This window comes from bacterium (assembly GCA_035559435.1).
Lineage (GTDB): Bacteria > Zixibacteria > MSB-5A5 > WJJR01 > WJJR01 > JACQFV01.
This window is the reverse complement of sequence record DATMBC010000069.1, coordinates 1-9,278: the sequence shown is the minus strand read 5'-3', so window position 1 is coordinate 9,278 and position 9,278 is coordinate 1. Positions and strand designations below refer to the sequence as shown.

The window sequence follows — 9,278 nt, the reverse complement described above, 5'->3', positions numbered from 1 at the left end:
CCGGCCTGCCGCTCGGGCTGGCCACCGCCGACATCCATCTGCATGACACGCTCTATGTCATTGGGCATTTCCACTATGTCGTCGCGCCCGGCTCAATCATCGCGCTGTTTGCCGGCATCTACTACTGGTTCCCGAAGGTGACCGGACGCAAGATGAGCGACACGCTCGGCAAGGTGCATTTCTGGGGCACCTTGATCTGCATGAACGTGATCTTCATGCCCATGTTCATTCAGGGACTCGCCGGGGTGTCGCGCCGCCTCTACGACGGCGGGCAGCAGTACGCCCACGCGCAGGGTGTCTTCCACTGGAACGAGATCATGTCGTGGGGCGCCTGGATCCTGGCGATCGCGCAGCTGCCGTTCATCTTCAATTTCTTCTACAGCATCTTCAGGGGGCAGAAGGTCGACGCCAACCCGTGGCAGGCGACCACCCTCGACTGGGCCGCCGCGCCGTCGCCGCCGCCCCACGGCAACTTCACCGCCGAGCCGGTGGTGCACCGCGGACCGTATGAGTACTCCGTCCCCGGCGACCCCGCCGACTTCACACCCCAAAACGCGCCGGCGAGGGCTTAGACCATGCAGATACCCTATTCCGTCGACCCGCGCGCCGACACCGGGCTCTACAACGGCAAACTCGGCATCTGGCTGTTTCTGGCCTCCGAAGTCATGCTCTTCGGCGCGCTGTTTTCCTCCTATGTGCTCCTGCGCGTCGGCGCCGCGACCTGGCCGCATGGCGCCGACATTCTCAATGTCCCACTGGCCACCGTCAACACCATGGTCCTGATCACCTCGTCGGTCACCATGGTCATGGCTTGGGCGTCGCTGAAGATGGGGCGCTTCGCCGCGCACCGGCTGTACCTGCTGTTGACGTTCCTGTGCGGCTGCGGCTTCATGGTGATCAAGGCGATCGAGTATGGCGCCAAGTTCTCGCACCATCTCTATCCGTCCAACGACACCTTTCTGGGGATCTACTTTACGCTCACCGGTCTGCATGGGCTGCATGTGCTCGGCGGCATGGTGGTCATGGCCTATCTGTTGATCACCGGGCCGGGAATGTGGAAGCGCGAGCCGGGACGGTTCACCAACCGGGTCGAGGTCACCGGGTTGTACTGGCATTTTGTCGACCTGGTATGGATCTTTCTCTTCCCCCTGCTCTATCTCCTGTAGGGGGAAGGAGGGTTTGAACATGGAGCGTGTCGGGCATCTGTTGACCGCCGTCGGCGTTCTGGCGCTGGTGGCGTCCTGTTCTTCCGGTTCGTCGTCGCAGAGCGCCACCGCGCGCAAGGCGCCGAAGCGGCTGGGCGAAAAGCCCGCGGCCACAGCTCCCGCCGCCGCCGAGACCCCGGTGGCTGCCGCCGCCGCGGCCGACACCGTCGCTGCGCCGGCAGCCCCGCGGATTCTGTTTGTCAATGTCGCGGCCGCCAATGTGCGCGCCACACCCTCGCGCGAGGGCGCCATTGTCACCAAGCTGAAATTCCTCGACACCGTCACCGCCACCGGCGCGCTCGATGGCGAATGGGTCGAAGTCGAGCTGAAGAAGGCGGATGGAACGATTCAGAAGGCGTGGATTCACAGCACCCTGGTTTCGGCCTCGCGCGAGCAGGCCGAGGCCATTAAAGCCGCCACCGGCAAATAATCGCCCCGGCCGCGCGTAAGGAGAGAGAATGGCTGATGCGCATGCCCACGATGTGAAAAAAGAGGTTCGCGGCTACATTGGCGTCTTCGTCGCATTGGCCGCCCTCACCGCCCTGACCGTCATGGCCTCCTCTCTCGACGTCTCCAAGACCATGCACATCGTGATCGCGCTGGCCATCGCCGTGGTCAAGGGCTCGCTGGTCGGCATGTACTTCATGCACCTGATCTCTGAACGCAAGCTGATCTACTGGGCGCTTTACCTGACGGCGATCTTCTTTGTCGCGCTCATGTGCCTGCCGCTGTTCACGCAGGCCGATCATCTGGGACACTGATCGATGTCGCTGAAGGCCTTTCATATCGCGTTCATCACGCTCTCCTCGCTGGTCTCGTTTTTCTGCGCCGCCTGGGGACTTTGGCATTTCGCTGCCGGGGAGGGGATGTCGTCGCTCGCCTTCGGGTTGTTCTTCCTCCTGGGCGCGATTGCCTTGATCGTCTATGGCATCCGTTTCCTCCGCAAACTGAAAGGCATCAGCTTCCTATGATCCGCCCCCTGATGCCATTACGATCCATCGGGAGGGCGAGGCTTCTGCCGAGCCTGCTCTTTTCGGCGCGTCACGCCAGACGGCTCGGCGGGGGCCTCGCCCTCCCTGGCGCTGCCTACCGTCGCGATGCGGTGCGGCAATCTTTGTCCTTCGTTCTGGCCGGACTGATCGTTCTTTTCGCCGCCGCCGACACCCACGCCTGTTCCGTCTGCCTGGGCGACCCCTCCTCGCCGATGACCCAGGGGATGAACAGCGCCATCTGGGCGCTGCTGGCCGTCACCGGCACCGTGCTCTCGACCTTTGTCGCATTCTTCCTCTATCTCTGGCGGCGTGCCCGCGTTTCACGGCACTCCTCCATCGACACCGAATGGCTCGAAGGACTGCGAGGTGCCAAGCATGTATGACTGGCTGGGGTTGCCCCGTCTCGCCTCTGCGCACGGCGGGCAGATCGACTCGTTGATCGGCATCGTCCACATCATCATGTTCGTGCTCTTCATCGGCTGGGGCGCGTTTTTCGCCTTCATCCTTATGCGCTTCCGCAGGGGCGCGCATCCGAAGGCCAACTACTCCGGCGTCAAAAGCCATGCCTCCTCCTACATCGAGGCGGCGGTGGCGGTTGTCGAAGTGATCCTGTTGGTCGGTTTCTCAATTCCGCTCTGGGCCAAGGTCGTGGTCGCCACCCCGTCGGAGGCGGAATCGACCGTCGTGCGCATCGTGGCCCAGCAGTTCCAGTGGAACTGCCACTACCCCGGCCCCGACGGCAAGTTCGGTCGGGTCGATGTCGCGCTCATGGATGACCAGACCAATCCCGTCGGTCTGGACCGCAACGATCCCGACGCCAGGGATGATGTCTGGACCATCAATCAGCTGCATCTGCCCGTCAACAAGCCGGCCCTGATCTACCTGTCCACCAAGGATGTCATCCACTCCTTCTCGCTGCCCGAAATGCGGGTCAAGCAGGATGCCATCCCCGGCATGCGCGTTCCCGTTTCCTGGACCCCGACCGTGGCCGGCGATTATGAGATCGCCTGCGCGCAGCTCTGCGGCCTGGGGCACTACCGCATGCGCGGTTACATGACCATTCACACACCCGAATCCTTCCAGGCCTGGATGGACGGCAAGCAGGCCGAATTGGCCCCGTCGCCGGAATCGTAGGCAACATTCGCGGCCCCGACGCGTTATACCCGGCATGAAAGACGACTCGCTGTACACCATTGCCTCTCCGGTCGACGTGTCCCGTGTCGAAGTGTCGCGTCTGGCCGACTACTTCGCCCTGACCAAGCCGCGGCTGGTCAGTCTGGTGTTGCTGACCACGGTCGTCGGATTTGTTGTCGGCTCCGGCGCCGCCGTCTCCGTCGTCGGCCTGCTGCATGTGCTGATCGGCACCGCGCTGGTCGCCGGCGGCGGGGCGGCGCTCAATCAGTATCTCGAACGCGACGCCGATGCGCGCATGCGACGCACCGCCGCGCGTCCGCTGCCCGCGGCCCGTCTCGAACCCCGCGACGGACTGATTTTCGGCGTCGGCGTGACCATCGCCGGGCTGGGCTATCTGTGGGCCTTCTGCGGCTGGCTGACATTCGCCATTGGCGCGATCACCGCGGCGACCTATGTCCTGATCTACACGCCGCTCAAACGGCTCACCCCCTGGTGTGTCGCCGCCGGCGCGGTGGTCGGCGCGCTGCCGCCGGTCATGGGCTGGACCGCCGCCTCCGGCGCGCTCGGCTCCGGCGCCGTCGCCCTGTTCGTCATCATGTTCGTCTGGCAACTCCCGCACTTCCTGGCGATTGCCTGGATCTACCGCAGCGAGTACGCCAACGCCCGCATGGCGGTGGTGCGACTGACCGACGAATCGGGCAAACACACCACCCGTCACATTCAATGGCTCAACTTGTCGCTCATCCCGCTGACGATTTTGCCGTCGCTTTTGGGCATCGCCGGTGCAGGTTACACGATCGTCGCCGCGATCCTGGGCCTGGCCTTCGCCGCGTTGGCCCTCCGACGTACCACCAGCGACATGGTCGCCTATGCGCGGCGCATTTTCTATGCCTCGCTGGTCTATCTGCCGATTCTGTTCGTCATTCTGGCCGTCTTCCGCGTCCCATCCTGAGCCGGCCCGCGCCGTCCCCAAAAAGAATGCTTCGTCATCCGTCTCCGGCGGACTCCTCGTAATGACGGCCGACAGGCGCCGCGTGAATTCACGCCGTTACGTGGAGGCGTAGTGCATACGCCCCTCACTCCACCGGCCACGCGCGCAGGGGCGCATGCAATACGCCCCTACGAGCGGCGCAGCGGCATCCACCGGCCCACAAGGCCGCAATCCGTCATTGCGAGGAGGAGCGATTCTCCTGCGGCGAATCAGGACGACGAAGCAATCCTGGTTTCCTCCCCAACCCGCGCCTCCACGCAGGCCACGCGAAATTCTGCCCTTCCCCTCCGACACCGCTTGGGCCCGCGGCCGCCATCACGTATCTTCCGCCCCCATGCCCGTGGATGACGCCACCGCCGTATCGGTCACACGCCTGGCCTACCAGTATGGCCCGCGACGCGCCCTCGATGAAATCACCTTCGACCTCGACCCCGGCGAATTCACCGCGATCCTCGGCCCCAACGGCGGCGGCAAGACCACGCTGTTTCGCATCATCGCCACCCTGGCCGGCCCGTCCGCGGGCGAGGTGACTGTCTTCGGTGATGACGTCGTCGCCGCCCGCGACCGTGTCCGCCATCACCTCGGCGTCGTCTTCCAGGCGCCGGCGCTGGACGTGAAACTGACCGTGCGCGAAAACCTCCTCCACCATGGCCACCTGCACGGCCTCTCGGGACGGCCCCTGCGCGCGCAGCTCAGTTACGCGCTTGAACGCCTCGAACTCGACGACCGCCGCCATGATTTCGTCGAAACGCTTTCCGGCGGGTTGAAACGCCGCGTTGAACTGGCCAAAGTGATGATGACCCAGCCGCGACTGCTGCTGCTCGATGAGCCGACCACCGGCCTCGATCCGGTGGCCCGCGATTCGTTCTGGCGGCTGATCAGGAGTCTGCGCGAGGATACCCAGGCGGCGGTGCTCTACACCACGCACCTGTTGGAGGAGGCGGAGGACTCGGGACGGGTCCTGATTCTGGACCGCGGACGGATCGTCGCCGATGGCGCGCCCGCCGCGCTACGGGCGCAGATCGCCGGGCAGGTGGTGCGTCTGAAGGGACGCGACCTCGCCGCGCTGCGCGAACGCATTCAGGCCACGTTTTCGCTGGAGGCCGAAATCGAAGGGGACAGTGTGCGGGTTGCGGTCTCCGACGGCGGCGAATTCGCCGCCCGGGTCGGGCAGGTTCTCGGTGACGCCGTCGACTCGTTGCAGATCGCCCGTCCATCGCTCTACGATGTCTTCCGCCAACGGACCGGCCATGCCTTCAGCGAGGAGGATGGCCTGTGAACGCTCCTGCCGCCGCCATCTCCGCGCACACCCGCGGCTGGCTCGCCGTCGGCACGCTCCTGCGCCGCGAGTTCACCCGGTTTGTCCGCCAGAAACACCGGGTCTTCGGCGCGCTCGGCCAGCCGATTCTGTTTCTGCTGCTGTTCGGCGCCGGCTGGAGCGGCTCGTTCCAGCACCCGCTGGTGCCGGAAAAGACCTACGCCGAGTACTTCTATCCCGGCACGCTGGTCCTGATGGTCCTGTTCACCGCGATCTTTGCGACGATCTCGATCATCGAGGACCGCACCCAGGGGTTCCTGCAGTCGGTGCTGGTGGCGCCCTGCCCGTCCTGGTCAATCGCCCTCGGTAAAATCTTCGGCTCGACCGCGTTGGCGATGATGCAGGGGATTGTCCTCTTTGCCGCGGCGCCCTTTGTGGGGATCGAGTTTCACCCGCTCGGCTGGCTGGGTGCCGTCCTGGTCATGGCGCTCATCGGCATCGCCATGAGCGCGCTCGGCTTTCTTTTTGCCTGGCGCATGGACTCGGTGCAGGGCTACCACGCCGTCATGAATGTCCTGCTCATCCCGATGTGGCTTCTGTCCGGGGCGATGTTCCCCGCCGCCGGCGCCGCGGGCTGGATGCGCCTGATCATGGCCGTCAACCCGCTCACCTATGGAACCGCCGCGCTGCGTCAGATGTTGTATGTGGATCAGCCGGCGATGACCGCCGGCCTCCCGCCGCCGGCGCTCACGCTGCCTGTGTTGTTATTGTTCGCGTTGGCCGCCTGTGGAGTTGCCGTGTGGGTGGCGGGACGTCCCCGAAAGTGAGCCCACAATGAACCAGATCGCCAACGACGCCAAACCCGCGCTGCCGGTCCGCTCCATCCTCTGGGCCGTCGGCCTGCTGCTTTTGGCCTTCATCCTGGCCACCGCCATCATCGGCTACACCCAATTCCGCGGCGAAGACAAAAGCCCGGAGGCGCCGATGGCCGATTTCGGCGCGGTCCCGGATTTCGCGCTGACCGAGCGCTCCGACCGGACCGTGACCCTCAACGACTTGAAGGGCCGTGTCTGGATCGCCGACTTCATCTTCACCCACTGCGCCGGTCCCTGCCCGAAGATGTCGCTGCAGATGGCCGAACTGCAGAAGACCATTCCCGTCGACTCCAAAGTGCGGCTGGTCTCCTTTTCGGTCGATCCCGAACGCGACTCGACCGCGCGGCTGCGCGAATACGCCGAACTCTACGGCGCTGATCCCGAGCGCTGGTTGTTTCTCACCGGCCCGAAGGACACCATCGCCATGCTCGCCACCGATGGCTTCCACGCCGGCGCCAAGGATGATCCGCTGCTCCACAGCACGTTGTTTGCGATCGTGGACAGGCGCGGCCACATCCGCAACTACTACCACAGCGATGACCCCGAATTGATCCAGAAGGTGACCGCCGACATCGCCGTGCTCATCCGCGACAAGGGAGTCTGATGGACTGGACCGTCCTGCCCGCCCTCAACGCCGCCCTCAATGGCGTCGCCGCCTGCCTCCTGCTGTTGGGCCTGTTCTTCATACTCCGCCGGGACCGCAGGCGGCACCGCGCCTGCATGCTGGCCGCGGTGACCTGTTCGCTTCTGTTCCTCGCGTCGTACCTGATCTACCACTTCGGCCACGCCGGCATCACCCGCTTCACCACCGAGGGCTGGCCGCGCGCGCTCTACTTCGCTATTCTCTGGACCCACACGCCGCTGGCGGCGCTGGTGGCCCCGCTGATCATCATCACTCTGCGCCGCGCGCTCCGTTCGGACTTCTCCGCGCACCGCCGTCTGGCCCGCTGGACCTTTCCGATCTGGATGTATGTCTCCATCACCGGCGTGCTCATCTATTTCATGCTCTACCGCTGGTTCCCCTCCGCCGACCGCGCCGCGCTGTAGGTGGAGTCGCAACCGGACCTCCGCCGCTCAACAAAGATTGCTTCGTCGTCCGCCTCTGACGGACTCCTCGCAACGGAGGGTTTTCAGGGGAAGACATGAGCACCCCGTCATTGCGAGGAGGCCCGATCCGCCAACGGCGGATCGGGCCGACGAAGCAATCTTTTCCCCGCGACCGGACACCGGCGCATTCAACATCGGCGGGGCATCTCAACCCAGTTTCCGCTTCGCTTCCTCCCACAATTTGTCCATCTCGGCCAGCGATGCCTCCCCCAACTTCAACCCGCGCTTGGGAAGATTCCTCTCAATGTAGCCGAATCGCTTCATGAAGCGTTTGTTCGAACGGGCCAGCGCCGTCTCCGGATCGACCTTCAGATGCCGCGCCAGATTCACCAGCGCAAAGAGCAGATCGCCCAGCTCATGCTCGACTTCGCGCTTGCGGCGCGCCCCGCGCTTTTTCAGCGAACGCCGCAGCTCCCCGACCTCTTCATTCACCTTGTCGAGCACCGGAGCCGGGTTGTCCCAGTCAAAACCGAAGCGCGCGGTCTTCTCCTGCACACGATATGCCTGCAGAAGCGCCGGCAATGAACGGGGAATCCCCGCCAAGACACCGCCCGTCTTGCCGTTCTGCTCTTTCTCGGCCAGTTTGATCTTCTCCCAGTTGTTGAGCACGTCATCGGCGGTCCGGGCGGTCACGCTGCCGAAGACATGCGGATGCCGCGCGATCAACTTGCGGCAGATCACATCGCTGACATCGTCGATGTCAAACCGCCGCCGCTCGCGCGCCAACTGCGCGTGGAAGACAATCTGCAACAGGAGATCGCCTAGTTCCTCGCGCAGGGCCCGGTAGTCGCGGCGATGCAGCGTGTCGACGACTTCGTAGGTTTCCTCGATGAGGTAGGGGAGGAGCGTCTGGTGGTTCTGCTTACGGTCCCACGGGCATCCCTTCGGCCCGCGCAGCCGCGCCATGATTCCCACCAGATCATCGAACGAGTATTTCCGTCTCTTGGCCATGCGCCAATATCGCCAAATGCATCGCCGCACGCCACCAAGGGGCTGAAAGCCTCTTGTCCCGGTCGAGATGCCAAAGACAGCGGGGCTGAGATTAGCTCCGTCCGCCAGCGCCCGAAGGCCACAAACCCGTCATCCCAATGTCCACCCCGTCCGCCAGCGCCCGAAGGCCATAAACCCGTCATCCCAAGACCCGGCGCTCTTTGCCGGGTCTTGGGATCTTTGTCGCTCGTTCAGGGGAGTGTGCCGCGTCCCGCTACGGGCTCTCGGACTGGTGTCTCACCTTGGACTCGCGGAACTCCCGTCGCTCCGGAATCCGCACTCCGTTGTCACGCGCCCAGCGGGCCAGCACGAGGATGGCATAGTCATAACAGGAATTCGATGGCCGCATCCCACCGTCGCAGGGCCGCCATAATTGGTACACCGACGAGAAATTCCCGGACTGGTACATCAGCTTGTCATCGCCCAACCGCGGCCGTTCGAAGCCGGCCACCATCGTGTCAACTGTGGTGATATACACCGCCGGCGCCCGCCTCATCACCGCGGCCTGACGCGAAGTTTCGCGCGCGATCTCCGTATCGCATAGCCCCCAGACATCGATGGTGGGCAGATCGCTCCAATAGGGGATCAGTCCGGCGTCGATGATGGCGATCGTCGGACGAGCCGGCAATTCGCGCAGTGCCGCCACGATGCACCGCTGCACACGCTGCTGGTACATCTCGACCTCATACCGCCGTTGCACCGCTGGCCATCCCTGCGCCGACCAGA

General features: G+C 64.4%; 14 protein-coding genes. 12 read left to right on the top strand and 2 right to left on the bottom strand.

From position 1 onward, the window contains the following. The 12 genes from VNN55_08270 to VNN55_08215 all read left to right on the top strand — a co-directional run. On the top strand, window positions 1–572 hold a 572-nt coding region (locus VNN55_08270), incomplete at its 5' end, for a cbb3-type cytochrome c oxidase subunit I (GenBank protein HWO57547.1). 3 nt (window positions 573–575) lie between these two features. Continuing rightward, the gene (locus VNN55_08265; protein ID HWO57546.1) at window positions 576–1,166 is read left to right on the top strand and encodes a cytochrome c oxidase subunit 3; all 591 of its coding nucleotides are present in this window, start codon (window positions 576–578) and stop codon (window positions 1,164–1,166) included. A gap of 19 nt (window positions 1,167–1,185) precedes the next feature. After that, a complete protein-coding gene (locus tag VNN55_08260; protein ID HWO57545.1) occupies window positions 1,186–1,635 on the top strand; it encodes an SH3 domain-containing protein in 450 nt (149 codons plus the stop codon). Window positions 1,636–1,663: 28 nt separating this feature from the next. Then, window positions 1,664–1,966, top strand: a complete 303-nt coding sequence (locus tag VNN55_08255; GenBank protein HWO57544.1) for a cytochrome C oxidase subunit IV family protein — start codon at window positions 1,664–1,666, stop codon at window positions 1,964–1,966. Between the two features lie 3 nt (window positions 1,967–1,969). Beyond that, complete coding sequence (locus VNN55_08250) at window positions 1,970–2,176, top strand: hypothetical protein (protein ID HWO57543.1); 207 nt, start codon at window positions 1,970–1,972, stop codon at window positions 2,174–2,176. Window positions 2,177–2,319: 143 nt separating this feature from the next. Beyond that, a complete protein-coding gene (locus tag VNN55_08245) occupies window positions 2,320–2,580 on the top strand; it encodes a hypothetical protein (protein ID HWO57542.1) in 261 nt (86 codons plus the stop codon). After that, a complete protein-coding gene (locus tag VNN55_08240) occupies window positions 2,573–3,331 on the top strand; it encodes a hypothetical protein (GenBank protein HWO57541.1) in 759 nt (252 codons plus the stop codon). Before VNN55_08245 ends, VNN55_08240 begins: the two co-directional genes overlap by 8 nt. A gap of 34 nt (window positions 3,332–3,365) precedes the next feature. Beyond that, entirely contained in the window at window positions 3,366–4,283 is a 918-nt protein-coding gene (gene cyoE / locus VNN55_08235; GenBank protein ID HWO57540.1) for a heme o synthase, read from the top strand. A 373-nt stretch (window positions 4,284–4,656) separates the two neighbouring features. Further along, the gene (locus VNN55_08230) at window positions 4,657–5,601 is read left to right on the top strand and encodes an ABC transporter ATP-binding protein (protein ID HWO57539.1); all 945 of its coding nucleotides are present in this window, start codon (window positions 4,657–4,659) and stop codon (window positions 5,599–5,601) included. Beyond that, window positions 5,598–6,407 (top strand): ABC transporter permease, encoded by an 810-nt coding sequence (locus VNN55_08225; GenBank protein ID HWO57538.1) that lies wholly within the window; start codon window positions 5,598–5,600, stop codon window positions 6,405–6,407. Before VNN55_08230 ends, VNN55_08225 begins: the two co-directional genes overlap by 4 nt. A gap of 7 nt (window positions 6,408–6,414) precedes the next feature. Next, on the top strand, window positions 6,415–7,059 hold the full coding sequence (locus VNN55_08220; GenBank protein ID HWO57537.1) for an SCO family protein: 645 nt from the start codon (window positions 6,415–6,417) through the stop codon (window positions 7,057–7,059). Continuing rightward, the gene (locus tag VNN55_08215) at window positions 7,059–7,502 is read left to right on the top strand and encodes a DUF420 domain-containing protein (protein ID HWO57536.1); all 444 of its coding nucleotides are present in this window, start codon (window positions 7,059–7,061) and stop codon (window positions 7,500–7,502) included. The genes VNN55_08220 and VNN55_08215 overlap by 1 nt, the downstream gene beginning before the upstream one ends. A gap of 207 nt (window positions 7,503–7,709) precedes the next feature. On the opposite strand, the gene mazG is transcribed toward VNN55_08215, so the two are convergent. Together mazG and VNN55_08205 are read right to left on the bottom strand one after the other, a co-directional pair. Then, window positions 7,710–8,513: a nucleoside triphosphate pyrophosphohydrolase gene (gene mazG, locus VNN55_08210; GenBank protein HWO57535.1), complete on the bottom strand. Its 804-nt coding sequence runs from the start codon at window positions 8,511–8,513 to the stop codon at window positions 7,710–7,712. 253 nt (window positions 8,514–8,766) lie between these two features. Continuing rightward, on the bottom strand, window positions 8,767–9,278 hold a 512-nt coding region (locus VNN55_08205; GenBank protein ID HWO57534.1), incomplete at its 5' end, for a hypothetical protein.

What these genes read in the sequence shown, in the direction of transcription:
- VNN55_08260 (HWO57545.1), top strand. Translation starts at nt 1,186, where the DNA reads ATGGAGCGTGTCGGGCATCTGTTGACCGCCGTCGGCGTTCTGGCGCTG.
- VNN55_08255 (HWO57544.1), top strand. Translation starts at nt 1,664, where the DNA reads ATGGCTGATGCGCATGCCCACGATGTGAAAAAAGAGGTTCGCGGCTAC.
- VNN55_08265 (HWO57546.1), top strand. Translation starts at nt 576, where the DNA reads ATGCAGATACCCTATTCCGTCGACCCGCGCGCCGACACCGGGCTCTAC.
- cyoE (HWO57540.1), top strand. Translation starts at nt 3,366, where the DNA reads ATGAAAGACGACTCGCTGTACACCATTGCCTCTCCGGTCGACGTGTCC.
- VNN55_08240 (HWO57541.1), top strand. Translation starts at nt 2,573, where the DNA reads ATGTATGACTGGCTGGGGTTGCCCCGTCTCGCCTCTGCGCACGGCGGG.
- VNN55_08220 (HWO57537.1), top strand. Translation starts at nt 6,415, where the DNA reads ATGAACCAGATCGCCAACGACGCCAAACCCGCGCTGCCGGTCCGCTCC.
- VNN55_08215 (HWO57536.1), top strand. Translation starts at nt 7,059, where the DNA reads ATGGACTGGACCGTCCTGCCCGCCCTCAACGCCGCCCTCAATGGCGTC.
- mazG (HWO57535.1), bottom strand. Translation starts at nt 8,513, where the DNA reads ATGGCCAAGAGACGGAAATACTCGTTCGATGATCTGGTGGGAATCATG.
- VNN55_08250 (HWO57543.1), top strand. Translation starts at nt 1,970, where the DNA reads ATGTCGCTGAAGGCCTTTCATATCGCGTTCATCACGCTCTCCTCGCTG.
- VNN55_08230 (HWO57539.1), top strand. Translation starts at nt 4,657, where the DNA reads ATGCCCGTGGATGACGCCACCGCCGTATCGGTCACACGCCTGGCCTAC.